The sequence below is a fragment of the Blastocatellia bacterium genome, assembly GCA_035573895.1.
GTDB lineage: Bacteria > Acidobacteriota > Blastocatellia > HR10 > HR10 > DATLZR01.
This window is the reverse complement of the sequence record DATLZR010000073.1, coordinates 1-23,552: the sequence shown is the minus strand read 5'-3', so window position 1 is coordinate 23,552 and position 23,552 is coordinate 1. Positions and strand designations below refer to the sequence as shown.

The window sequence follows — 23,552 nt, the reverse complement described above, 5'->3', positions numbered from 1 at the left end:
CATATTCGAGCGTCTTCGTTGGACGTCAGGAAGCGATGGAGATCGGTAGGTGGCACAAGATCATCTGATCGGCCAGGTCATCTCTCATTACAAGGTGCTCGCCGAGTTGGGTCGAGGGGGGATGGGTGTCGTCTACAAAGCCTATGACCTGAACCTCGAACGCACGGTCGTGTTGAAGATTCTGTCGGGGGATCTCGTGGGGGATCCCGAATCCCGGCGTCGTTTCCTTCGAGAAGCGCGGCTGGCTTCGGCTCTCGATCATCCCAACATTTGTTCTATCTACGAGATTGCCGAGACCGACGGACATTATTTCATCGTCATGCAGTATGTCGAGGGTCAGACGTTGAAGCGCGTCATCGGGGGCAAGCCGCTTGATCTCGAAAGCTGGATGAGCATTGCTCTTCAAGTTGCCGATGCGTTAGTGGCCGCTCATGCGCGGGGAATCATTCACCGCGACATCAAGTCAACGAACATCCTCATCACCGAACGCGGGCAGGTGAAGATTCTCGACTTCGGTCTGGCCAAGCTCTCGGCCGAGCAGATTTCGTCTGCGGAGGAAGAAGCTCGGGCGGACCTGACGGAAATCGGCGCGACTCTGGGTACGCCCTCGTACATGTCACCGGAACAGGCGCGAGGCGAGCGCGTGGATCATCGAACGGACATTTTTTCCTTCGGGGTCGTTCTCTATGAGATGGCGACGGGGCGAGTCCCCTTCAAAGCGAAAACGCGCGTGGAGACGATGGCCGCAGTGATTCATCAGGAGCCGCGTCCGGTTCGGCAGCTCAACCCCTTGATTCCGGAAGCCCTTGAGGCCGTGATCGAGCGAGCGATGGAGAAGGACCCGCGGGATCGCTATCAGACCATGCGAGACTTGCGCGATGACCTGCTGGCCATCGCTCCGGACATCGGGCGGGTCAGCGGAATCCCCGATGGACTTCGCGTGCCGTTTCATCCTCCGGTGCGCAAGTGGTTCTTCTGGCCGCTCATTCGTGAACTGCGGCGGGTGGTTCGCGCCGTTTGGCGGGGGACATCGCCTCGCTCCTCGGTGGCTGCCGCTCACTCATCGGGCAGCCAGAAGGCCGAGTTTTCGCTCACCAGCGGTCCGACGCGCTCGCTCGCTATCCTGCCGTTTAAGAATCTGAGCAGTAATCCCGATGACGATGTCTACAGTCTTTCGCTGGCCGACAGTTTGATCACCGAACTGGGGAAACTCAAAACCGTCAATGTGCAACCCTCCAGCCGCATCGCCCGCTATCAACACCGACTCGTTGATCCGCGACAGGTCGGGCGCGATCTGCGCGTAGATGCGGTTTTGGTCGGAGCTTTCCTGCGTTCCCCAGAGCGGTTTCGCGTGACGGCTCAATTGATTGAGACGCGGACCGGCGATCTTCTCTGGACGGAGAAGGTGGATGCCCATCCCAAAGATATTCTCACTGTCCTGGACCACATCACCCGGAAGATCGTCAGCGGAATGGCCGGAGGATCGGCGACACTCGATCCTTATGCAATGCTGTCGGATGAGCGCGAGGCGGAACGGTTGCGCGCAGTGCGACTATTGGAAGTTTCCGAAGATCCTCGGGCAATTTCAGCGCTCGTCTCGGCATTACGCGATTCCAGTCTCCGGGTGAAAGCGGCAGCCGTCGCCGCTCTCGTCTCCCAGGGCTCACGCGCCAGTGGGATGATCATCGAGGAACTGAATGAAGCTCTCGATGCCGGAGATTATGTAACAGCGCGATTTGCTGCGCGCGCCCTGGGACTCATCGGCGATGAACAGATCGTCCCTGTTCTCGTGGCCCTGCTCACCTGCGAGGATGTCTTCGTCGCATGCGAGGCTGCCGTGGCGTTGGGTCAGATGAAAAGCAGTGAAGCCGTGGAAGCTTTAGTGCCGCTCCTCAAGAGTTCCAACAGCAATCTCCGGTTTGCGGCAGTTGAGGCGCTCGGTCAGATCGGCGATGGGCGTGCCGCGGATCCGCTCGGCGACCTTCTCTCCGATCCGGATGAGGGCATCCGGGCTAAGGTGCGGTGGGCCCTCTCTCGCTTGAAATCCGCGGTCCCTTCATCTACCGGGTCCTCCCCTGCGCTCGCGAGGGAAATCACCGATGAGTCGGGTGATGAGTGAGCGCCATGACAGCGCTGCCGGACGATATATCGGCGTTGATATTGGCCGCACCATCCGGGCCGCTATTGTGACCGTCGACGGAGAGATCGTTGCTCAAAGAGATCTCCTGGCGGAAACGCGCATGCCGCGCATCTTCCTCCGGCAACTCATCGAAGTCATCACGGAGCTGTGTCAGTTACCGGACGCCGGCACTATTGGCGCCATCGGGATTGGTTGGCCGGGACTCGTGAATCAGCAGACCCAACATATCGAACTGGCTCCCCACCTTGTTGATCTCTCCGGGTTCGATGTTTATCGAGAACTCTCGGGGGCAATTGGAGTGCCACTGGTATTCGACAATGATGCGAATATGGCGGCCTATGGGGAATGGACGTGCGGGGCCGCTCGTGGGGCTCGCCATGTCTTTTTCGTCAGTTTTGGTACCGGGATCGGGTCAGCCCTCATTCTCGATGGGCGGCTTCATCGAGGGGCAGCGGGCTATGCGGGCGAGTTCGGTCACTGTAAGGTGGATCCACGGGGTATTGAATGCGGGTGTGGAGGAGTGGGCTGTTTGGAAACGGTAGCCTCAGGACCAAACATTGTGCGGCGTGTGCGCGAAATGTTCTTCACCGATCCAGCCTATTCGCTGTCGTCGCTGGCCACCGATATGGCCGGCGTCCTGACGCTTCAGCGAGTGATTGAGGCAGCCATCAATGGGGATCGGCTGGCTCGCGCTGCGCTCCGCGAAGCGGGAGCGGCTGTGGGACTGGCCATCGCCAACGTCATCAACCTCCTCAACGTTGACGTCATCGTCATCGGTGGACCGGTCATGGCAGTGGGTGATCTGCTTTTGCGGGCGATTCGGCGAGAAGCGTCCCGACATAGCTTCGCCCTCTCCTTTCGGCGATGTCGTTTCGTTCGAAGTGAACTGGGGGAAATGGCGGGCGTCATCGGTGCCGCGCTCCTCGCCCGGGATCATGTCCGCTCCGCGCTTGTCGAAGTCTTTTGACACTTCTTCGGGAGGATTAAAACGATGCCATCAAAACTTCGCCTCATCCACTATGGGCTCGGCCCCATCGGGGCAGCCATCGCTCGGTTGGTTGTAGAAAAAGGGACCGCCGAAATCGTTGGAGCCATAGACATTGATCCGGCCAAAGTGGGCCGCGACGTGAGCGAGGTCGTGGGGCTCGATCGGCCGCTCGGCGTGCAGGTGTCCGACCGAGCAGCCGACGTGCTCCGTCACCGCGCGGATGTCGTCATTCATTCTACGTCTTCATACCTGACCACCGTACTCGATCAGCTTTACAGTTGTATCGAAGCAGGTTCGCACGTCATCTCGACCTGTGAGGAACTGGCGTATCCGTTTCGTAAATATCCGGAACTCTCGCGCGAACTGGATGCGCGGGCACATGCGCGAGGCGTTGCCGTCGTTGGCACGGGCGTCAATCCCGGGTTCGTAATGGATAAACTGGTGCTGACGCTTTCGACCGTCTGCCAGCAAGTTGATTCCATTTTTGTCAGCCGGGTCGTTGACGCTTCCGAACGCCGACTTCCTTTGCAAAAGAAAATCGGCGCCGGGATGACGCCGGACGAATTCTCCCGGGCCGTCGCTTCCGGCACCATTAAACATCACGGTCTCCCTGAATCGGCCGCCATGATCGCCGATGGATTGGGGATTCACCTGGATGATTTGACGGAGACCATCGAACCCGTCCTTGCCGAGGAAGATATGCGGACGCAATATCTGGAGGTGAAAAAGGGATTCGTCGCGGGCGTCAAACAGGTGTGTCGGGGGGTCTCCAACGGTCGGGAGCGGATTGTCCTCGATCTGCGAATGGCCGTCGGTGCTCGCGATGCGGCTGACACTATCCGCATCACGGGGCGTCCGAACATCACGCTGCAGATCCCCGGCGGAACCCACGGAGACCTGGCCACCGCCGCCGTTGTCGTCAATACCATCCCGCTCATCGTTTCAGCCCGCCCCGGACTCCGGACGGTCATGGATCTCCCGGTGAAATATTCTCCGTAAGTCGCGCACGCCTGCGACAGTGCCCGGACTCGAACGCTTGTGTCACAGGTTCGGAGCAATGGTTCAGGTCATGCGGGGGAAGGAAACTGACGCCACACCTCGGAACGTTGGGAACACTGTGACCGCTTGCGGATTACGACTGCCCTTTCATGATCATTCGAGGCTGAGGCGTCAGTTCACCGCTAGTACGAGGAGTTTTGATGTTGCTGATGCAAGAGACGACAAATAGCAAGCCACAGGTTTCGCCGATTTTCAAAGAGAGAAATCGAGGAATCTGGGAAACCTGTGGCCATTGTTGGAGGGAGGAACGTGACAGAAGGACTTGTCTGGCTCAACGGCGAGTTTCTCGATTTCGCTTCCGCGAAAGTGTCGGTCGAAGATCGAGGCTTCCAGTTCGGCGATGGCATCTATGAGGTTATTCGCGTCTATCAGGGGAAGCCGTTTGCCTTTGAAGATCATCTGCAGCGGTTACAACGAAGCGCCGACGCCATTGAACTCACGCTGCCGTATAGTCTGGATGCCCTCCGGGATGTCGGATACGAACTGATTGAACGGACGCAGCTCGGTGACGCTGAGCTGTACCTTCAAGTGACGCGGGGTGTTGCTCCCCGCGCGCATCTCTTCCCTTCTGATGCGACGCCCACAGTGGTCATGACGATCCGGCGGCTCCGGACAATTCCGCCCGAAGTGTGGGAGAAGGGAATTGCCGTCATTACTGTGCCGGACGAGCGATGGCGACGTTCGGATGTGAAGTCCATTTGCCTTCTGCCACATGTTCTGGCGAAAGAACGGGCCCGCCGGTCAGGAGCCTACGAGGCGTTGTTTGTCCGCGACGGCTGTGTGCTCGAAGGCGCAAGCAGTAATCTCTTCATCTATGACGGGACGGCCCTCATCACTCCGGTAGCTGATCAGAGAATCCTTCATGGCATTTCCCGCGCTCACCTCATCGAAGTCGCACGTGGTCGAGGGTATACGGTCGTCGAGCGAGACATCCGTCCGCCTGAGGTTATCGCGGCTCAGGAAGTCCTGCTGACGAGCACGACACTCGAAGTGGCGCCGGTCATCGCGGTAGACGGCACGCCTATCGGATCGGGTGTCCCTGGACCGATTTATCGAGACCTCTCGCAGGCCTTCCGGGAAATGGTCCGCGCGCACGTCAGTCGTGCTACCGCTCGCTGAGAATTCCCTGGCATGATGGAATTTTCAGCGAGAAGGTAGAGCAATGTCTCCTGACTGCGCAGGAGGAAATATCGGCTTCGGCGGCAAATCGCCGACCCGGACCGATTCCGTGTCTTCTGAAGGGTCCGAGGGCCCTAACCGTTACCCCTCTTTCTTTCTCTTCCCGGTCCAGGTCCCCTCGCCGAAGCCACCGAAATCAACCGTTCCTTTCATGGAATCGGTTTCAACGGTCCCCTTATAGGTGATCGTCAGCTCAGTTCCTTGCGCGTTCACCGTGATGGAGAAGGTGATGTCGTTGCCTTTGAGGGATCCCTGAAGATTGACTTCGCCGAAGCGACCCTTGTAAACGCCAGTGAGCTTTTCGCCCTCTTGTTTGAGGACGATTGTTGGATTGCCCGTCCCCTGAGGCGTTTCTACAGTCAGCTCCCAGGTTCCTGTGACATCAGGCGTCTTTTCCTGTGCGGCGAGCAAACCGGGAATGAGCAAAATCACGATCGTAATGCTGAGCAGAGTTCGTGTTTGTCGCACGGAGTGCCTCCTTAATTGTAAATGTGTCTGGCATTTTGCGGCTGCCATTATAATCCATCCGGTCGTGGAAAGCGCAGGTGAATGACGGGAAAAATTCCCGGAATGGCGGATGGCGCCCAGCCGAGAGTCTCTAGATGAGTTTTCGTTTGAGCGCAGCGAGGACTTCCTTAGCCTCCTCCGGTGTTAACCGGTCGAGATCAATCTGGCGGAGTTCTTCGATGATCTGCTGATGGGTGGAATCAAAGAGGGTGGGTTGCTCTTTCCAATCGGCACGGCTCGGCAAATGCCGGGCGAGTTTGGGGCGCCCCATCGGATCCAGCTCGTTGGCTTCGAGATTGGCCAGAATCTCTCGTGCACGCGCGATCACCGATTGCGGAAGTCCGGCGAGGCGGGCGACCTCAATCCCATAGGACTTGTTCGCACGCCCCTCAACGATCTTATGGAGAAAGACGATCCCGCCCTGCGTTTCTTTAACCAGCGCCTGGTAATTACGCACGCCGGGGAGAACCTTCTCCAGATCGGTCATTTCATGATAGTGTGTGGCATAGAGCGTCTTGGCGGCGTGGTTCGCGTTATTATGCAGATATTCAGCGACGGCCCAGGCGAGCGACAGACCATCGAAAGTTGCCGTCCCGCGACCGATCTCATCCAGAAGAACGAGACTGCGGGGCGTGGCCGTGTGGAGAATTTTGGCCGTCTCGATCATTTCGGTCATGAAGGTAGATCGGCCCCGGGCGACATCATCTGATGTTCCGACGCGCGTGAAGATCCGATCCACCAGACCGAGTCGCGCCTCACGGGCGGGAACGAACGATCCGATCTGGGCGAGGATACAGATGAGCGCCGCCTGGCGCAGGTAAACGCTCTTGCCTCCCATGTTCGGACCGGTCACGATGAGGAGTCGGTCGGTCGTGTTGTTGATGAAGAGATCGTTCGGGACGAAACGATCAACCTGTGTCTCGACGACCGGGTGCCGCCCGTCCTTGATGACAATCTCGTCGTCCTCGGTGAGAAGGGGACGACAATAGTTGCGCCGGGCAGCCGTTTCAGCCAGGGCCGTCAGGACATCGAGTTGAGCCAATGCCCGCGCCGTCTGTTGGATGCGTCGGGTTGCGCCGGCCACTTGACGCCGAACATCGTGAAAGAGTTCCGCTTCGAGTTCGGCAATGCGCTGCTCCGCGCTCAATATCTTTCGTTCGTACTCCTTGAGTTCCGGCGTGGTGAACCTCTCGGCCCCGACGAGCGTCTGCTTGCGTTCGTAATCGGGAGGGACGAGATGAAGATTGGCCTTGCTCACTTCAATGAAATAGCCGAAGACGGAGGTGAATTTAACCTTGAGCGAAGAAATTCCCGTTCGCTGCCGCTCGCGTCGTTCGATGGCCGCAATGGCACCTTTACTGTCGCCCGCCAGCGCCCGCAGTTCGTCAAGCTCCGCCGAATATCCCGGACGAATAGTTCCCCCTTCAGCGAGGGAGGCTGGAGGGTGATCGGAGATCGCCCGACCGATCAGGTCGCAGACATCGTTCAGTTCGTCGAGGCTCTCTCGGAGAACCTCAAGGAGGGAGGAGCTGCTCTCAGCCAGCACCTCTTTGATGAGGGGAACGGCGGACAGGCTCTGTTTGAGCCCGATCAGGTCGCGCGCGGTTGCCGTCCCCAGGTTGATGCGGGCCAGCAGTCGTTCCACATCCTGGACTCTCTTCAGGTGCTGACGAAGTTGGTCGCGCCGCACGAGGGCATTTTTGAGGTCCTCTACAGCGTCCAGTCGCGTGTTCAGCTCCGCCAGGTTCACCGAGGGACGAAGAATCCACTGTTTGAGCAACCGGGCTCCCATGGCCGTCTCTGTAGCGTTGAGGACGGCAAAGAGAGTGTGGTCCTTCCCTCCATCCAACTGTTGGACGAGTTCAAGGTGGCGAACGGTGGAGGGATCGAGGATCATGTAGTCGGATGGCTGAAAGAAAGAAATCTCCGTGATGTGCGAGGCCTGCGCCTGTTGCGTCTCGCGCGCGTAATGAAGGGCCGCTCCCGCTGCGCGAATGGCCTGCGTATGGCCCGTGAGTCCAAACCCATCGAGCGTTGCTACGCCCAGATGATCAACCAGGAGAGTTGCGGCGTAATCCTCATCGAAGGCCCAGTCGTCGAGCGGCGTTCGCGTGGCTCGCTGAAGGACGACCGCTTCCCGTCGGAACTGGTCTACCGTGGCTCCCGACGGCTCATCCGACGCCGGGCCGGAGACGCGTGCGTTCAAGAAGTCTTCGAGTGACTTTGGATAGAGGATTTCTCGGACCCCAAAGGCGTCGAGCTGTTCGACGATGCGTTCCCAGGCATCTTCACCGCTGAATTCGGTGACCTGAAAATCCCCCGTGGAGAGGTCGAGAAAAGCCGCTCCCATTTCGGTCAGATTTCCGGCGATGGCCGACAGATAATTATGATCGCTCGCCTCCAGAAGCTGGCTCTCAATCGCTGTTCCCGGCGTGACAATTCGTACGACCTCGCGTTTCACCAGTTTGCTACGGCCCGTCGGCTCCTCGACCTGATCGCAGATGGCCACGCGATAGCCCTTGCGAATGAGCTTGGCCACGTAGGCATTGAGGGCATGATGAGGAACGCCGCACATCGGGACAGGAGCGCCTCGTTCCTTGTGTCGTGCTGTGAGTGTGATTTCAAGCTCCTTCGATCCGATGAGGGCATCCTCGTAGAACAGTTCGTAAAAGTCGCCGAGGCGGAAGAAAAGAAGCGTCCCCGGATAGCGACGCTTCGTCTCGTGATATTGCTTGAGCATCGGCGTGAGCTTGGTGGGTCCCTTTATCTCCATGTCCCTCTCCGGATCGGGTCGTTCCCGAGCGATCCACTGAAATTCTGGAATTGCGCTGATATCAGCTTGTCAGCCGGCATGGCGAATCGTGACGCCCCCTCGTCGGAACGCCAGCATGTGATAACGTTGCTCGGCGTGACCGGTGAAATATATAATTTGCCCGTTACATGTGTCAAACACGCCATCCGGAAACGAGTTTTCGCACAGGAGCGCAGCGTGAGCCTCTTATCTTGGCGCTTGATACAACCACCGATCGGGGAAGCGTTGCTCTGAGTCAGGGGACCATGACGCTATCCTGGCTCGGTTCCACTTCTCCGGCGAGCCATTCTCGCGTGGTACTCAACGACATTGATTATCTCCTCAAACGGATTGGTGCAACGATCGAAGATGTTACTCTTTTCGCCGTCGCCTGCGGACCTGGCTCTTTCACCGGAGTTCGAGTGGGACTGGCAACGGTCAAAGGATTCGCTCATGCGCTGGGGCGAGAAGTCGTGACCGTGACAACGCTTGAAGCGCTCGCTCATGCCACTCACCTGAGTGGCACGATCTGTTGTTCAATCAACGCCCTGCGAGGGGAGGTCTACGCCCAACTTTTTTCTGTCTCACCGGAAGGCGACATTCAGAGTCTTGGTGAGCCGGACGTCCTTCGCGCCGATGTCTTGCTGCAGTCGCTCACCGAGCGGGACATCGTCTTTGTGGGCAACGGGGTTCCGATCCTTCTCCAGGCAGCGGAAGGGTTTCCGCTTCATCCCTGCACCCATATTCCTCACCCGGTAACGGGATGGGTGGCGGCTCTGGTCACTCCCTGGCTCGCTCCCTCGGTCGCCGCTCTGGCCTACCAGAAGTGGCGTCGCGGGGCGGCGGCAGGAGTAGACGAACTTCGTCCCTTTTACTTGAGGCCGGCAGATGCTGAGGCTCGACGAATCCAACAATCGTCCTCTTTGCTTTCAGATTGACGACATGCGGCTTGACGATCTCGATGAGATCGTGGAAATCGAAGAGACTTCAGGTCTCAGCCGCTGGGGCTACGAGGCTTATCTCAAGGAGATCGTCAGAGGTGACGCCGAGGGACGAATCCTGCTCGTCGCTCGTCCGGTCGAATCTCCCGTGAGGACGCCGACGGTGCTGGGCTTTCTCTGCTCGCTGGTTGTAGCGGATGAATGGCACATCAACAATCTGGCAACGCATCCCGAGTTCCGCCGCCAGGGCATTGGGTCGTCTCTCATAAGGGAGGGAATCGCTCGCGCCCGTGCACGCGGGGCTGTTTGTGGCTTCCTCGAAGTGCGCGCGTCGAATTACTCCGCCCGGGCATTCTATCGCGCTCTCGGTTTCACCGTCTGGCACCGACGCCCGAACTATTACTCGGACCCGGTCGAAGACGCCCTGATCATGCGCCTCGAGCTGACATAGTGCTTGCGTCACCGGGTGAGCTGTATTAAGATTGTGCCGGAAACTGTGATGGCCCTGGTCAAGTCAAACATCACACCGCGAGGAGGGGAGCAATGGAGAATAGCTCTGCGTCTCTCAAAGAACATCTGATGGCGGTAGACCCTGAATTCCGAGAGTTGGCGCTTGAGCACCAGCAGTATGAGAAACGATTGCAAGAACTGACGTCGCTACCCTATCCCACCCAGGAAGAAATGATGGAAGAGACGCTGTTGAAGAAGAAAAAGCTCCTGGTCAAAGATAAAATGGAGGCTATCCTCAATCGCTATAGGCGACAGATGGCCGCTCGATAAAACCGACACAGGCGTGAGGAGAGGTTCCACGGCTCGTGGCCGAATGGGGAGACATGGGACCGAGGGGCAGCAGTTCGCATCTCTGTTTGGAGAGGAACTGATACGATGGTTGCGCGGGACGGTTATCCGGTGCTTCTGGCAGGGGTGGGACTGACGTCGCTTTTTTACGCCCTGGACTTTCCCTGGATTGCTCTCGTTTTTCTCCTCGGTACTGGCTTCGTTGCCTGGTTTTTCCGCGATCCTGAGCGACCGATTCCAGCGGATGAGGCGGCGATTGTTTCTCCGGCAGACGGAAAAGTCGTGCGCATCGCCTCACTGGACCCCTCCAATCCCCGGGCGGGGCGAATCCTCTCGATCTTTCTCTCGCCGCTGGACGTTCACGTGAATCGCTCGCCTATTGCCGGGCGAATAACTGATGTTCAGCATCATCCGGGATCGTTTCGACCGGCAATGAAGGACGAAGCGTCGGTCGTGAACGAACAAACGGTGATCACCATTTCGGGAGAGAAGACGGAGGTGATCGTTAAACAAATTGCCGGGATTCTGGCTCGTCGGATAGTCTGCTGGAAGCGCGTCGGCGAAACGGTGCAAAAGGGAGAGCGAATCGGTTTGATCAAATTCGGCTCCCGCGCCGATGTCATCCTTTCCCCCGACACGGAGATCGTCGTCCGTCCGGGAGATCGCGTGCGGGCGGGCAGTAGCATTATTGCGAGGATTCAATCATGAGCCGCCAGGACCACGGACCGAGCTCACCCCCTCGAAGGCGCAGCGCCTATGCCCTGCCGAGCGTTTTCACGACAGCGAATATCTTCTGTGGCTTTTATGCCATAATCGCCGCAATGAAAGGCTATCAGGTGTTACCCACCGACGTAGCCGAAGCCGCGCGCCTGTTCGATAATGCTGCCAAGGCCATCGGATTTGCCGTCCTCTTTGACAGTCTCGATGGAAGCATCGCGCGAATGACGCGCACGACGAGCGATTTCGGCATTGAGCTTGATAGTCTCGCTGACGTATTATCGTTCGGGATTGCGGCGGCGGTTCTCGCTTATACGTGGGGTTACGGTTCTGTCCCCGAAGGATACGGCCCGGAGTTTTCCAAAATCGCCTGGGCGGCCTCATTTCTCTATCTCGCCTGTGGGGCTTTTCGGCTGGCGCGTTTCAACGTGCACGCGCGACGAATGGCAACCCCGTCGAAAAAGGAGCGTCGTCAGTTCGTCGGATTGCCCATTCCCGCTGCCGCCGGACTCATCGCGGCCATTGTCCACTTCAGTCCGATGCCTCTCTTTGTACGCGACAGCCTCCATTTGACGGTGCTCGGAGAAACCGTTGTCATTGGAATTCCGATCGTGAGCAGTCTCTTTCTAGCGCTCGTCTGCGGACTGAGTCTCCTCATGATCAGTACGATACGCCATCGGAGTTTCAAAGATCTTGGCTCTGGAGCAATAAGCGCTCGGTGGTCCTATCTCTTTCTCGTATTGCTCGGATTGGGCATCTACTTTTACTCGCGGTGGGTCTTGCTCATTCTGGCCGTGAGTTACGCCACGCATGGCCTCGCGCTCCGGGGCTACAACTTCTTGCGGTTCGGGAAAGCCGAAGCACCCACTATTGAACCGGTTACGAAATAGCGGGCGAGGGCGGAGATCCAGTAGCGAAACTTTTCCACCGGGAGCGCAGACCTTCGGGGCTCCGAAGACGAAGAAAGCGCAGGCGGGAAAGCCCGTGCCGCGGGGAAACCGCGAACCATTGTTGCGCTACAATTCCGGCGGAGGATGTCCAATGAAGAAAAGGCGATCTTATATCGTCGGCTTTGGCTTGGCGATCGCCCTGGTCACGACGTGTCCCTATCCGGGTGGTGCTCAGGAGTCGGACGAGTACCTGACGCCCAAGGAAATCAATCAGCTCAAGGAAGCTCAGGAGATAGACCTCCGGGTCAAGGTTTTGATGAAGATTGCCGAGCGACGGCTGCTGCTTCTGGAGAATCGCTCGGCGCAACAGTCCAAGAAAGAAGAGGAGGAATGGGGCCCGTTGCCGAAGGCGTCCCCAGCAACCCTGCTCAATCATTACGTCAAAGCGGTTGATGAGACGATCATCAACATCGAAGATGCGCACTCGCGCGAGGCGGAGACGGAACTTCTTTACAAGGCATTAAAGGCATTCCGTGAGGCAACCGAGCGCCATCTGGCTCGATTAACCGCCCTCGAGCGAACACTGACATCGGACGAAGAGAAAGCGGCGCTTGCGCGGGCTCTGGAAGCCGCCCGGCTGGCTCATGCCGATGCCAGCGAGGGAGAGAAGCGGCTCGCAGAGCAGATCGAGAAGGAGAAGCAGGAGCGGAAGAAGAAGCCTTCCTCAAGCTCCTGATCTGATGCCTGGAGCGATGACACGAACGGTCTCGGGCCAGCGAGAACCGCGCTTGACAACGGAGGACGCTACTCGCTATAGTGACGTGCGCTGCTGGGAGCTCGTTCAATGGTAGGACAGCGGACTCTGGATCCGCGAATCGGGGTTCGAATCCCTGGCTCCCAGCCATTTTCCCCATCTTCCAGGCCATGGCTGCGCTAGGACGGGATCGTGACTCATCTCTCCCCTGCGGCGACGTCAGTAACCTATCGAGGGCTTTTGAAGAATCGTGACTTCCGGCTTCTCTGGAGTGCTTTCGCGGTCAGTAGTCTCGGTGGGGTGTTGGCCGTCTATACCTTGCTCGTGCTTGTGGGGTTCAGGCAGCGTGTCGGGACGGAACACCTGAGTTTTTTAGCTGCGCTCTTTTTTCTTTCGCAGGTGCTGGTTCTCCCGCTGGCGGGAGTGATCCTCGACCGGATCTCACCAATACGACTTCTCACCATGAGTGAGCTAACGCGGGCGGGATTGCTCCTCGTTCCGATGGTTTCAGCCTCTCCTGGTATCCTCACGACAACGATAGTTCTCTTTGGTCTGGCGGGATCCTTTTTCTTGATTGGGCGACTGTTCATGACCCGGCAGATTGTTTCGCAGAATGAGCTGACGGCGGCCAATGCCCTAATCACTCAAGCAATGCAAATGAGCCTGATCGTTGCTCCCGGACTGAGCGGATTTCTCCTGGAGAAGCTCAACCATCCCCTAGTGCTTGCTTGTCTGAGCGTGAGTTTTCTCTTCTCGGCGATGGCTGTTTCAGGGATTCGGCTTCAGGGGAGGTATCAATTGAGCGGCGTTCGAGCGACCCCAGCCCATTTCAGCCTGCGCGAGATTGGGGCTCTCTTTGCCGAAGGGATCCGGTTTGGTCTCACTCATCGTCCGATTCGCTACGTCATCGTTTCCCTATCGCTCACCCTTTTGGTGACCGGCTCACTGACCGTGCTGGGAGTGATCTATGTGCGTGATGTTCTTGGTCAGGGCCCGCAAACATTCGGCTTGATTGTGTCCCTGGCGGGAGTGGGAACGCTGATTGGTATTCCGGTGGTGGGGAAACTCTCGCGTATTCCCCGTCGCCTGGCTCTGGCTGGAGGAATTTTTATCGTTGGTGGGGGGCTCATATTTCTCACTTTTGTAGTGTCGCTGACGAAAATTTTCGTCTGCGCCTTCGCTATGGGAGTGGCAGCAGCCGCCATTATCATCTCCGCTCAGACGTTCCTTCAGGAAGAGATCCCCATGGAACTCATGGGACGTGTGACGAGCGCATCGTGGGCATGTTTTCTCGTTGCTCAAACCCTGTCGGTTTCTCTGGCGGGAGTCGTTGCCGGTGTTGTAGGTATCAAGGGACTGTATCGTGGAGCGGGACTCCTTCTGGCAGCCATGGCCCTGGTGGGTTTCGCCCCATACCGTCGGTCATGGCATCGGTTGTGGTCCCTGAAACCGATCGAGCGACCGTGAGTGTTGCGCGACCGGTGTCAGGAATCCGCTATCTTTTTCCTTTTCACAAGCTCAGGCCTTTGATTCCGCCCTTGCTTCGAGCGAGGACGTCAGGGCAGCGGCTCCGTGTAATGGGAATGGTTGTTGCTTGCCTGGGCGTTCAGCAGTAGACTATGGAGCCGTGTCAGATGTGAGAAATCTCGATCTCAAGGAGGACGCCTGCCGTGAGGATCAGATCGCAAACCGTCGTGATGGGAGTGGTTCTCTCGCTTCTGGGTATGATCGGGAGTGCTCAACAGACGTCGGCCCCGCCCCAGACGAGCGTGAAGGTTGGGGATCCGGCTCCCGACTTCACGCTCCAGGATCAAAACCTTAAGCCGGTCAGGCTGTCAGATTTCAAAGGAAAGAAGAACGTCGTTCTCGCGTTCTATGTGCTCGCGTTCACCGGTGGCTGAACCCGCGAGCTTCAGGCCTATCAGGCTGATATGGCCAAGTTTGAGGAGACCGATACCGTCGTGCTCGGCATCAGCATTGATAGCCCCTTTGCCAATCAGCGATTTGCCAAGGAGATCGGCGTGACCTTTCCGCTACTGAGCGATCTGAATCGTGCGGTTTCCAAAAAATACGGGATTCTCGATGAAGAGCGGGGCGTCGCACGGCGGACGACGTTCGTTATAGACAAGGAGGGCATCATACGCCATATCGAACAGGGAGCAACGGCAATTGATCCGTCGGGTGCACGGAACGCCTGTAGTCTGCTCGCGGGCAAGAAGTCTTCTCCTCAGGACAAGTGAGTGTCGAGGTGGCCTCCACATCTCACCGAGCCGGGGGCTCGTCGCTCCTAGTATAACAGGCGACGAAGCTGACCGGCGGGCTTGTATGATCCGGAGCCTGACGCTTCGGCCGGGGGAAGTCCATATAGAGCATGCTGGCCCGCTCCTGGCGCTGCGAATCGGCGAACAAAGGGGTTCACCTTTGACGTCCTGCTCTGCCTGTCATAACAGGCAGTGCCGGTTCGTCCCCGCTGAACAGCTTTCTTTGAAAAGCCTCCGCGAAAAGCAGGGTGGCTTAACGCGAGCCGATTATTTACCGTGGGACCAGTCTCCTCGTTTAATCCCCCGCTCCACGTGCAGCCGCCCGTGATAGAAAGCCGGTTGGGCGGGTTTCAGAGACACTGAATGAAGGGCACACCTCGCGGTTACGGCCACGACAATTTGCCCCCTCCGCTCAAAAGCGCTGGCCGATCAGTGCACGCGCTTTTCGTACCCCTTCCAGTATTTTTCCCGAAGTTCGCGTTTGAGGATCTTTCCCGTCCCACCTTTGGGAAGAGATTCGTAGAAGTCAATGCTTTTTGGAACCTTAAATCCCGCGAGTTTTGATTTGCAGAACTCCAGGAGCTCCTGTTCGGTGGCTGTCATCCCCGGCTTGAGGACGACCAGCCCCTTGGGAACTTCGCCCCATTTGTCATCGGGTACGGCAATGACGGCGCACTCATAAACCGCGGGGTGCGAGGCGAGCACCTTCTCGATCTCAATGGACGCAATGTTCTCTCCGCCGCTGACGATGATATCCTTCTTGCGGTCCACGATGAGGATGTAGCCGTCTTCATCAATCGTGGCCATATCTCCCGTGTAAAGCCAGCCGTCACGGATGATTGCAGCCGTCTCTTCCGGTCGCCGCCAGTACCCGAGCATTATCCCATCGCTTCGTGCAATGACTTCGCCGATTTCCTTCCCATCGGGTTTGACATCTTCGCCCCGGTCGTTGACGACGCGCACCTCGACGCCCGGAATGGCGAATCCGGTCATGGCCTGACGGCGATACCGCTCGTCCCCGGTGAGGGATTGGTGCTCATGTTTGAGGAAGGAAACGGTGAGTACGGGGGAGGTCTCCGATAGGCCATAGCCGCTATAGCATTGAGCCGAGGGGAACTTTTCCTCCACCGCCCGAATCAGCTCAGGAGGAGAGGCAGCTCCACCGATGAGGATGAGCCTTACGCTGGAAACATCATAGTTAGCGATGTCGGGATGATTCACCAGCGCGGTAGCCATCGTGGGAACGAGCGAGAAGATCGTCACGCGCTCGGTTTGGATCAGCTCGAGAACGGTTGTGGGATCGAAGCGGCGCAGCATCACATGGGTCCCGCCGACGCAGGTCAACGTCTGCGGCGTTCCCCAACCGTTGACGTGGAAAAGCGGAATCGTGTGAAGCTGTACGTCGTTCTCTGTAACATGATGTGCGGCGAGCACGCTCATGGCATGGAGATAGAGATTTCGATGGGTGAGCATCACGCCTTTCGGATCTCCGGTCGTTCCGCTGGTGTAAAAGAGTTCGGCCAGATCATCTTCCTGGATTCCTGACGTGTCAACATCTTCGCCCGACTGCTCGGCCAGAAGGTCATCGTAGGTGCGGGGAATGGCCCAGCCCGGCCTCTCTGCCGAAGCGAGCAGGATGAACGTTGAGACCGTTTTCAGATTGCTTCGAATGGCATCTACAACGGGGATGAAATCGGGATCGAGAAAGAGGATCGAGGCTTCGGCATCATTGAGAATGTAAGTAAACTCACCCGGGCTCAGGCGGATATTCAGCGGCATGAGGACCGCACCGATTTGAACCACGCCGTAGTAGGCTTCTAACAGGCGATGACAGTTGTAGCTCAAGAAAGCCACCCTGTCGCCTTTGCGGATTCCCAATGACTGAAGGGCTCGCGACAGGCGATTGACCCGCTCGTTGAATTGGCCGTATGTGAATCGTTCGCCGCCGCAGACGACGCCGACCTTCTTCCGATAAAGCGTCGCGGCGCGGCGCTGAAAGCGCAACGGTGTGAGTGGAATGTTCATCGTTTTCCCTCCGCAGTGGATGAGATGACATCAGTGCGTTGGCCACATCTTTGATTTTCGCTCCCCGACTTGAGCATCCCCTCCGCCCTCGCCAGGCACCGTGACAATAATCAGTTCAGGTCTCGCGTGTCAAGCGCCAACCGGTTCTCTGTCGGGCAGCCTCTTCGTTTTTTGAGAGACATGTCCTGCTTGTTTGGCAAGACGAACTGGCCTAAAATGGCAACCTCTATCAATGACGTTTCACCGCTGTGTGCAGGAGGCGGCCATGATTGATTTCGCACTGACCGACGAGCAGCGGGCGATTCAAAAGCTCGCTCACGAGTTCGCGGAGAAGGAAATCATTCCCGTTGCAGCGACCTACGATCATACCGGGGAATTCCCCTGGCCGGTTGTGGAGAAGGCGTATGAGGTGGGTCTGATGAACGTCAACATTCCACCGGAGTATGGAGGTCCGGGGTTATCCTTGCTCGATGAGTGCTTGATCGGGGAGGAACTCGCCTGGGGATGTGCCGGGATTCGCTCAGCGATTGCGCTCAATCAACTGGCGGCATTGCCCGTGCTGTTGGCCGGGACAGAGGAACAGAAGCGAAAATACCTCACCCGTTTGACAGAGGAACGGCAGTTGGCTGCCTACGCTCTGACCGAACCGGCTGCCGGATCGGATGTGGTCGGGATTCAGACCACCGCCCGTCGGGAGAAGGATGTGTATGTGATAAGCGGGACGAAGAATTTCATATCCAACGCCTCGGTCGCCAACTGGTATGTCGTCTTCGCTTACACGGACAAGGAGAAGCGCCATCGGGGAATCAGCGCCTTCATCGTGGAGCGAGAGATGAAAGGCGTCGTTGTCGGGCGAAAGGATGACAAAATGGGCCAGCGGGCCGCCGATGCAGCCCAGGTAATTTTGGAGGAGGTGGAGGTCCCGGCGACAAATCGTCTGGGTCAGGAGGGCGACGGTTTTCAGATCGCCATGCGGGTCTTTGATTACTCCCGCCCGGCCGTCGCCGCCGCGGCAGTGGGGGTCGCGCGACGGGCCACCGAATTAGCTATCACCTATGCCCGTGAGCGTAAGACCTTTGGTGTGCCCATCGCTCGCCATCAGGGAATCAGTTTCAAAATCGCGCAAATGGCCATGGAAACGGCCGCCGCCCGCTGGCTCACCTGGCATGCTGCGTGGTTGGCCGACAGGGGACTCCGCAATACGCTGGAGGCGGCCTACGCCAAGTGTTTTGCCGCCGACACGGCCATGCGCGTAACCACTGAAGCCGTCCAGGTGTTCGGCGGCTACGGCTACATCAGGGAGTATCCTGTGGAAAAACTCATGCGAGATGCGAAGGTGTTTCAGATTTACGAAGGAACGTCGGAAATTCAGCGTCTGATCATGGCCCGCGAGCTGTTCGGCAAACTCCCATGAGGAGGATCCACCCATTGCGACCGACATCCCGCCGAGCCTCGGCTTGACATCGAACGCGTGCGGGGAATACATTACCGACCGGTCGGTTGGAGCATGGTGCAAGGCGATGACTGACCGGAGGTTTGGTGAGGAGAGGCTGGAACGATGAGACGAAAACGGCAGCTTAAGGTGGAAGAGAACAATCGGCTGGGGCAAATTTGCACCACTGCTGCCGAAATCATCTGCGCCAAAGGATATGACGCTACCTCCCTCAATGATATTGCTGACGCTGTTGGACTGACCAAGCCCGGCCTCTATCATTACATTACCGGCAAGGAGAGCTTGCTCTTCACCATTATGAACTATGGCATGCAGCGGCTGGAGGAAGAGGTGATTGAACCGGCGCGTCAAATCTCCGATCCCGAACAACGCCTGCGAACCATCCTCGTCAAACACGCGCGGCTGATCACCGAGCGAGGAAAAGCCCTCACCATCCTCGTGGATGAAGTTGCGGCCCTTACTCCGGCTCACCGTCGAGCGATCACCAAACGCAAGCGCGCGTATTATGAGTTCCTCCGCGATACGCTCAAGGAACTGCAGGCCGCAGGGAAACTTCAGGACGTAGATGTGACGGTTGCCGCGTTCAGCCTCTTCGGGATGCTTTTGACGCTCTCACGTTGGTATCGGCCCGAAGGCCGACTGACGAGCGAGCAGGTCGCCGAGGAGGTAGCAAAGATCGCCTTTCACGGGATCTTGCGCCCCGTCTCCATGGGCGAGATCGTCGCCAAAGCTGACCCCACCGCTTCGGCGGAATCCTGACAGGTGGTTCTGAGGAAAGTGACAGTTCAAGGGCAACGGAGGAAAAAGCGATGACGACAGATGTTCAAGTGCTTCGGGGAGGACGGTTCCTTTTGGAAGAAACACCGTTGGATTTTGTTTTCATCCCTGAGGAACTCAGTCCCGAACATAGCCTCATAGCCAAAACCACGGAAGAGTTCATGCGGACCGAGGTGCTGCCGCACTACGAGGAGATCGAGAATCACAATTTTGAACTCGTGCGCGATCTGATCCGTCGGGCAAGTGACATCGGGCTCGTCTCGGCTCATATCCCGGAAAAATACGGAGGTCTGGGCCTGGACAAGATGAGCACGATGGTCATTATGGAAAAGATCGCCGGAGGCGGCGGCTTCACCAGCGCCTTGGGGACACACACCGGGATCGGAACCGAGCCCATCGTCTTTTTCGGCAGCGAGGAGCAGAAGCGCAAGTATTTACCTCGCATGGCCACGGGAGAACTGATCGGCGCCTACGCGCTGACGGAGCCTGAAGCCGGTTCCGATGCGCTGGCGGCCAAAACGCGGGCCGATCTCAGCCCCGATGGGCGATACTACATCCTCAACGGGACGAAGATGTGGATCACCAACGCCGGTTTTGCCGATATCTTCACCGTCTTCGGCAAAGTCGGCGGGGAGCATTTCACCGCCTTCATTGTCGAGCGAAGCTTCCCCGGGTTTACCGTCGGAAAAGAAGAGAAGAAGATGGGCATCAAGGGTTCATCCACCTGCCCGCTCCTTCTGGAGAACGTCCCCGTCCCTGTGGAGAACGTCCTGGGGGAAATCGGCAAGGGACATAAGATTGCCTTTAACATCCTCAATCTGGGTCGCCTCAAGCTGGCCGCCGGGTGTGTGGGTGGAGCGAAACTCTCCTTCAATCATGCGCTGGGGTACGCCAAAGATCGGCGACAGTTTGGCCGACCCATCTGCGAATTCGGTCTGATCAAGCACAAGCTCGCTGAGATGGTGATCCGCACGTGGGTGTGCGAAGCGATGGTCTACCGCACGACATGGCTCATTGATCAGGCGCTGGCCGGGATCAGTTCCGATGATCCCGATGCTCAGGTGAAAGCCATCGAGCAGTACGCCGTCGAATGCGCTATCAATAAGGTCATGGCGAGCGAAGCTCTGGGCTATGTGGTTGACGAGACGGTTCAAATCTTCGGCGGTAACGGCTACAGCCAGGAGTATCCCGCGGAACGAGCCTACCGGGATGCGCGCATCAACCGCATTTACGAAGGGACGAACGAGATCAATCGGCTGCTGACGACGGGAATGGTCCTGCGGCGAGCCACACGAGGAGAGCTGCCGCTCATCCCGGCCGCGCTGCGTCTGCGTGATGAGTTGCTGGCGCCACCTGCACCCGAGGAGGAGTCAGGCGATACTCTCGGGCCGGAGCGGGCAGTCGTCGCTCGTGCGCGGAAGATTTTCCTGCTGGTCGCGGGCGTGGCGCTCCAGAGGTACGGGGAACGGTTGACCGAGGAGCAGGAGATCGTCGGGGCGTTGAGTGACATCGCCATGGAGGTCTTTGCAATGGAGAGCGCCGTCCTCCGGGCGCTAAAACTCCTCCAGCGGGAGGGGGAGAAGCGGGCCGAGATCCCCTGCGATATTGCCCGGACTTATGTCGCATCTGCTATAACCCGGATTGATGCCACAGCGCGAATGGCCCTGTCGGCTTTGGCCGAGGGAGACGATCTGCGAATGCTTCTGGCGGCGCTTCGCCGGTTTACTCGCCATGAACCTTTCAACACCATCGCCGCGCGACGCCGCATCGCCAACGCAATGATTCAGGCGGGCCAATACGCCGTTTAAAAAGCCGTCCGCCAATCTCACGCCGAAGCTCCACCGGGGCGCGATGCAACAGGAAATGCCGGGACGATGGTTCAAGGCCTGAGCGGCCATGATTCCAAAAGGTGATCGCGCCCCTTCGGGGCTCGGAAAAGGTCGGCCATCCTGACGTGCAGTGCCAGGTTAATTGCATCCTGCTCTTTCAGGTCCGAGAAAGAGACTTTTTTCAAGCACGCACAGAGGGGGCCTACCCGGCGTGACCCTTGAATCGGCTGACGAGCCGACCCGTCATTCCCGCTTGAGAATCCGGGCGGCGTTGGTGTAGAGGATCTTCCGTTTGACTTCGTCTGAGAGTCGTTCGATCTTCTCGAAATCCGACATCCATCGGTCCGGCGTGATGAACGGATAGTCGCTGCCGAAGAGGACTTTGTCCTGCAGTCGGGATCTCGCGTGTTCCCAGATCACCGAGGGGATATACCTGGGGAGCCAGCCGGAGAGATCCATGTAGACATTGGACTTCTGGCCGATGATGGCCAGTAGCTCCTCATGCCACGGCCAACCCGTGTGGGCTGCAATAATGGTCATTTCGGGGAAATCCGCCGCAACGTGATCGAGGTAGAGTGGCCGCGAATAATCCAGCTTAATCTTCATCCCGCCGGGAGTCCCCGCTCCCAGCCCACTCGTGCCCGTGTGAAAGAGGGCCGGTACACCGAGCCGGGCAATTTTCTCATAGAGGGGATAGAAGCGCGCGTCATGAGGATAGAAGGCCTGCATGCTGGGATGAAATTTCGCACCGGATAGTCCCAGATCCGTGACAGCGCGCTCGATCTCCTCGATGGCCCGTTTGCCCTTCCAGGGGTCAACGCTGGCAAATCCGACGAAGCGGTTCGGATACCTCCTGACGAATGCCGCGACCTCATCGTTGGTCACGGGGGGAAGCCCGGTTGCCGTCTCCGCATCCCAGGCAAGCAGCACGCCGACCACATCGAGGGCTTCATAAGTTTCCGCAACCTCCTCGATCTCGCGGATCGGGACCGTGGTGCGAAAGTATCTCTCCGTAGCCGCGACGTAGGGTTGAATGGCCCGCCCGAGAAAGCTCTGCGTCGGAAGGTGGACGTGGAAATCAATGGCTTTGGTCATAACGGCCCTCAGCGACGTGGCGATGACATCGGGGCGAGGATTTCCCGATGAATGAAGCGGACGCTCCGTTCGGCGTGTTCGCGGACTCGCCGATCAGTGCTCGTCGTGGGTGAGGGGTCGTGGAGGTGTTCCACCATGATGCCTTCGCGCCGCAACTGCTCGCGCCCTAGCTGGGGGATTTCATTCGACAGCTCGATTCCGCTCATGATGCCGAAAGCCAGTGTCCATGCGCGAGCGACGTTTGACAGATCATATCCTCCCCCACCGAGGGCGACCCAGGGGAGATTCCAGGAGCGAAATCGCTCAACGATCTGGCTGAAGCAGTGCGTGGTCAAACGCAGATGGGTGAGCGGGTCGCTCGCGAAACTATCCACGCCGAGTTGCGTGACAATCACATCAGGCTGGTAGCGAGCGATGAGTGGAGGGACGACTTCGTCGAAGGCCCAGAGGTAGGTCTCGTCGTCGGTACCGGGGTAGAGGGGAACATTAACCGAGTAACCGCGACCGGGACCACTACCGATCTCCTCGACAAAACCCGTTCCGGGAAAGAGAAAATGTCCATCTTCATGAAGCGAGATGGTGAGGACCTGATCCGTGCCGTAGAAGGCCATCTGAACGCCATCTCCGTGATGGGCATCCACGTCAATATAGGCGACGCGAGCGCCCTGGCGACGGAGCCACTCGATGGCCAGGACGGCGTCGTTGATGTAACAGAAGCCAGAGGCGCGATCAGGCAACGCGTGGTGAAGTCCCCCGGCAATGCTGAAGGCGACGGGCGTTTTCTTGTCGGCAACAAGCCGAGCTGCCTCAAGCGACGCCCCGGCGACGAGGATGCCAAGCTCGTAGAGGCCGGGGAAAACGGGATTGTCGCCGGGCCCCAGTCCGTATCGGTAGAGATTCTCTGGATAAATGCCCGCATCCAGTCCCCGCAGCACAGCGAGGTACGTTTCATCGTGAAACATCTGCAGATCGTCCGGGTTGGCCGGCCGGGGCTCGATCACTCGAATGCCGGGATGAGTGATGACGCTGTAGGATGCGAGCAGGTCGAAAACGAGCTTAATGCGACGAACCTTTAAAGGATGGTACGGGCCGTAATCGTAGGTCGTGAGCTTATCGCTATAAAAGAGGATGGCAGACGTATCCACTGACATGGGCTTCAATCTCCTGTTTCGACCGCCGGGACTGGAGTTCGACCGGGCAGGAGGATTCGCTTCCATCGTGCGACGCTGTTGACGAGGACGACTACCGCGCAGGCCATCATCATGGCAGTGAGCGCGGCATTCAGATAGCCCTGAAAAGGATCTCGCGTTCGTGCCAGTGGCAGGAAATTATCAGTGATGCTCAACCA

21 protein-coding genes and 1 tRNA gene are annotated in these 23,552 nt (G+C 58.1%); 16 read left to right on the top strand and 6 right to left on the bottom strand.

Translation table 11 applies throughout. From position 1 onward, the window contains the following. The first annotated feature begins 49 nt into the window (after positions 1-49). The 4 genes from VNM72_07390 (at position 50) to dat (ending at position 5,306) form a co-directional block, all read left to right on the top strand. Positions 50-2,119, top strand: a complete 2,070-nt coding sequence (locus VNM72_07390) for a protein kinase (protein ID HXF05223.1) — start codon at positions 50-52, stop codon at positions 2,117-2,119. Then, positions 2,112-3,107: an ROK family protein gene (locus tag VNM72_07385; protein HXF05222.1), complete on the top strand. Its 996-nt coding sequence runs from the start codon at positions 2,112-2,114 to the stop codon at positions 3,105-3,107. The genes VNM72_07390 and VNM72_07385 overlap by 8 nt, the downstream gene beginning before the upstream one ends. A 24-nt stretch (positions 3,108-3,131) precedes the next feature. After that, positions 3,132-4,127 carry a dihydrodipicolinate reductase gene (locus VNM72_07380; GenBank protein ID HXF05221.1) on the top strand — a complete coding sequence of 332 codons (996 nt, stop codon included), beginning with the start codon at positions 3,132-3,134 and terminating at the stop codon, positions 4,125-4,127. A 309-nt stretch (positions 4,128-4,436) separates the two neighbouring features. Beyond that, positions 4,437-5,306, top strand: coding sequence for a D-amino-acid transaminase (dat, locus tag VNM72_07375; GenBank protein ID HXF05220.1), 870 nt, complete (start codon positions 4,437-4,439; stop codon positions 5,304-5,306). Between the two features lie 141 nt (positions 5,307-5,447). Here the strand turns inward: dat and VNM72_07370 are convergent, their stop codons facing one another. Both VNM72_07370 and mutS read right to left on the bottom strand, forming a co-directional pair. Continuing rightward, positions 5,448-5,834 carry a hypothetical protein gene (locus VNM72_07370; GenBank protein HXF05219.1) on the bottom strand — a complete coding sequence of 129 codons (387 nt, stop codon included), beginning with the start codon at positions 5,832-5,834 and terminating at the stop codon, positions 5,448-5,450. A gap of 130 nt (positions 5,835-5,964) precedes the next feature. Beyond that, on the bottom strand, positions 5,965-8,646 hold the full coding sequence (gene mutS, locus VNM72_07365; protein ID HXF05218.1) for a DNA mismatch repair protein MutS: 2,682 nt from the start codon (positions 8,644-8,646) through the stop codon (positions 5,965-5,967). Positions 8,647-8,813: 167 nt separating this feature from the next. Between mutS and tsaB the strand changes: the two genes are divergently transcribed. The 9 genes from tsaB to VNM72_07320 all read left to right on the top strand — a co-directional run bounded on the left by tsaB (position 8,814) and on the right by VNM72_07320 (position 15,004). Continuing rightward, complete coding sequence (tsaB, locus tag VNM72_07360; GenBank protein HXF05217.1) at positions 8,814-9,602, top strand: tRNA (adenosine(37)-N6)-threonylcarbamoyltransferase complex dimerization subunit type 1 TsaB; 789 nt, start codon at positions 8,814-8,816, stop codon at positions 9,600-9,602. Then, positions 9,553-10,056, top strand: a complete 504-nt coding sequence (gene rimI, locus VNM72_07355; GenBank protein ID HXF05216.1) for a ribosomal protein S18-alanine N-acetyltransferase — start codon at positions 9,553-9,555, stop codon at positions 10,054-10,056. Before tsaB ends, rimI begins: the two co-directional genes overlap by 50 nt. 92 nt (positions 10,057-10,148) lie before the next feature. Continuing rightward, on the top strand, positions 10,149-10,385 hold the full coding sequence (locus tag VNM72_07350) for a DUF465 domain-containing protein (protein HXF05215.1): 237 nt from the start codon (positions 10,149-10,151) through the stop codon (positions 10,383-10,385). Between the two features lie 105 nt (positions 10,386-10,490). Further along, a complete protein-coding gene (locus tag VNM72_07345; GenBank protein HXF05214.1) occupies positions 10,491-11,111 on the top strand; it encodes a phosphatidylserine decarboxylase family protein in 621 nt (206 codons plus the stop codon). Further along, the gene (locus VNM72_07340; GenBank protein HXF05213.1) at positions 11,108-12,010 is read left to right on the top strand and encodes a phosphatidylcholine/phosphatidylserine synthase; all 903 of its coding nucleotides are present in this window, start codon (positions 11,108-11,110) and stop codon (positions 12,008-12,010) included. The genes VNM72_07345 and VNM72_07340 overlap by 4 nt, the downstream gene beginning before the upstream one ends. A 151-nt stretch (positions 12,011-12,161) precedes the next feature. Continuing rightward, the gene (locus tag VNM72_07335) at positions 12,162-12,746 is read left to right on the top strand and encodes a hypothetical protein (protein ID HXF05212.1); all 585 of its coding nucleotides are present in this window, start codon (positions 12,162-12,164) and stop codon (positions 12,744-12,746) included. A gap of 94 nt (positions 12,747-12,840) precedes the next feature. Next, positions 12,841-12,914: transfer RNA gene (locus VNM72_07330), tRNA-Gln, on the top strand. Positions 12,915-12,956: 42 nt separating this feature from the next. Further along, positions 12,957-14,231: an MFS transporter gene (locus VNM72_07325; protein HXF05211.1), complete on the top strand. Its 1,275-nt coding sequence runs from the start codon at positions 12,957-12,959 to the stop codon at positions 14,229-14,231. A gap of 230 nt (positions 14,232-14,461) precedes the next feature. Next, positions 14,462-15,004, top strand: a complete 543-nt coding sequence (locus VNM72_07320) for a peroxiredoxin (protein ID HXF05210.1) — start codon at positions 14,462-14,464, stop codon at positions 15,002-15,004. A gap of 450 nt (positions 15,005-15,454) precedes the next feature. Here VNM72_07320 and VNM72_07315 read toward each other — a convergent pair whose 3' ends face one another. Continuing rightward, positions 15,455-17,050 carry a fatty acid--CoA ligase gene (locus VNM72_07315; GenBank protein ID HXF05209.1) on the bottom strand — a complete coding sequence of 532 codons (1,596 nt, stop codon included), beginning with the start codon at positions 17,048-17,050 and terminating at the stop codon, positions 15,455-15,457. Between the two features lie 265 nt (positions 17,051-17,315). Between VNM72_07315 and VNM72_07310 the strand changes: the two genes are divergently transcribed. From VNM72_07310 to VNM72_07300, 3 genes are all read left to right on the top strand, one after another. Further along, entirely contained in the window at positions 17,316-18,464 is a 1,149-nt protein-coding gene (locus tag VNM72_07310; protein ID HXF05208.1) for an acyl-CoA dehydrogenase family protein, read from the top strand. 144 nt (positions 18,465-18,608) lie between these two features. Next, positions 18,609-19,262, top strand: coding sequence for a TetR/AcrR family transcriptional regulator (locus tag VNM72_07305; protein HXF05207.1), 654 nt, complete (start codon positions 18,609-18,611; stop codon positions 19,260-19,262). A 50-nt stretch (positions 19,263-19,312) separates the two neighbouring features. Then, on the top strand, positions 19,313-21,088 hold the full coding sequence (locus tag VNM72_07300; GenBank protein HXF05206.1) for an acyl-CoA dehydrogenase family protein: 1,776 nt from the start codon (positions 19,313-19,315) through the stop codon (positions 21,086-21,088). Positions 21,089-21,352: 264 nt separating this feature from the next. Here VNM72_07300 and VNM72_07295 read toward each other — a convergent pair whose 3' ends face one another. The 3 genes from VNM72_07295 to VNM72_07285 all read right to left on the bottom strand — a co-directional run. Further along, complete coding sequence (locus VNM72_07295) at positions 21,353-22,204, bottom strand: amidohydrolase family protein (protein HXF05205.1); 852 nt, start codon at positions 22,202-22,204, stop codon at positions 21,353-21,355. 8 nt (positions 22,205-22,212) lie between these two features. Continuing rightward, positions 22,213-23,355: an acetoin utilization protein AcuC gene (locus tag VNM72_07290; protein ID HXF05204.1), complete on the bottom strand. Its 1,143-nt coding sequence runs from the start codon at positions 23,353-23,355 to the stop codon at positions 22,213-22,215. A 5-nt stretch (positions 23,356-23,360) separates the two neighbouring features. Further along, positions 23,361-23,552 (bottom strand): hypothetical protein (locus tag VNM72_07285; GenBank protein HXF05203.1); only part of this gene is annotated, 192 nt, incomplete at its 5' end.

What these genes read in the sequence shown, in the direction of transcription:
- VNM72_07385 (HXF05222.1), top strand. Translation starts at nt 2,112, where the DNA reads ATGAGTGAGCGCCATGACAGCGCTGCCGGACGATATATCGGCGTTGAT.
- VNM72_07380 (HXF05221.1), top strand. Translation starts at nt 3,132, where the DNA reads ATGCCATCAAAACTTCGCCTCATCCACTATGGGCTCGGCCCCATCGGG.
- mutS (HXF05218.1), bottom strand. Translation starts at nt 8,646, where the DNA reads ATGGAGATAAAGGGACCCACCAAGCTCACGCCGATGCTCAAGCAATAT.
- tsaB (HXF05217.1), top strand. Translation starts at nt 8,814, where the DNA reads ATGTGTCAAACACGCCATCCGGAAACGAGTTTTCGCACAGGAGCGCAG.
- rimI (HXF05216.1), top strand. Translation starts at nt 9,553, where the DNA reads ATGCTGAGGCTCGACGAATCCAACAATCGTCCTCTTTGCTTTCAGATT.
- VNM72_07350 (HXF05215.1), top strand. Translation starts at nt 10,149, where the DNA reads ATGGAGAATAGCTCTGCGTCTCTCAAAGAACATCTGATGGCGGTAGAC.
- VNM72_07345 (HXF05214.1), top strand. Translation starts at nt 10,491, where the DNA reads ATGGTTGCGCGGGACGGTTATCCGGTGCTTCTGGCAGGGGTGGGACTG.
- VNM72_07340 (HXF05213.1), top strand. Translation starts at nt 11,108, where the DNA reads ATGAGCCGCCAGGACCACGGACCGAGCTCACCCCCTCGAAGGCGCAGC.
- VNM72_07335 (HXF05212.1), top strand. Translation starts at nt 12,162, where the DNA reads ATGAAGAAAAGGCGATCTTATATCGTCGGCTTTGGCTTGGCGATCGCC.
- VNM72_07315 (HXF05209.1), bottom strand. Translation starts at nt 17,050, where the DNA reads ATGAACATTCCACTCACACCGTTGCGCTTTCAGCGCCGCGCCGCGACG.
- VNM72_07310 (HXF05208.1), top strand. Translation starts at nt 17,316, where the DNA reads ATGATTGATTTCGCACTGACCGACGAGCAGCGGGCGATTCAAAAGCTC.
- VNM72_07305 (HXF05207.1), top strand. Translation starts at nt 18,609, where the DNA reads ATGAGACGAAAACGGCAGCTTAAGGTGGAAGAGAACAATCGGCTGGGG.
- VNM72_07300 (HXF05206.1), top strand. Translation starts at nt 19,313, where the DNA reads ATGACGACAGATGTTCAAGTGCTTCGGGGAGGACGGTTCCTTTTGGAA.
- VNM72_07295 (HXF05205.1), bottom strand. Translation starts at nt 22,204, where the DNA reads ATGACCAAAGCCATTGATTTCCACGTCCACCTTCCGACGCAGAGCTTT.
- VNM72_07290 (HXF05204.1), bottom strand. Translation starts at nt 23,355, where the DNA reads ATGTCAGTGGATACGTCTGCCATCCTCTTTTATAGCGATAAGCTCACG.